Below are 320 nucleotides of genomic sequence, written 5' to 3'. Positions count from 1 at the left end.
AATGTGGCCAAAGCACGGAAGCTAATTAACGAGATGAAGCATGAAGTTGAAGTAGATACCACTTTAGATGATTTTCAAATCGATGAGCTAGATACTACAATTGCCTTACTAGAACAACGAATTGAGGAGCTCAATAAGCAGGTGGCCGAAACCACAAAGGTTTCGCCTAACCCTGCCAAGCAAGAACGTCGTCATGCTAAAAAGTATCTTCGCGCGCTAGATCACTGTCGCCAGAAAGACTTAGAATATAAGGCCCAAGTTGCGACCGCCGGCCAACGTAATAGCTATTCTAAAACTGATCATGATGCTACTTTTATGCG

At 43.4% G+C, this 320-nt stretch carries 1 pseudogene; it reads left to right on the top strand.

Features of this window, described 5'->3' with window-relative positions:
- Window positions 1–33: 33 nt before the first annotated feature.
- A pseudogene (locus QOR82_RS09215) lies at window positions 34–320 on the top strand (hypothetical protein); the annotation flags it as partial.

The organism is Limosilactobacillus difficilis, assembly GCF_947387495.1.
Classification (GTDB): Bacteria; Bacillota; Bacilli; order Lactobacillales; family Lactobacillaceae; genus Limosilactobacillus; species Limosilactobacillus difficilis.
Note: the sequence above shows the minus strand (reverse complement) of the source record. Positions and strands in the feature narration are given on the sequence as shown.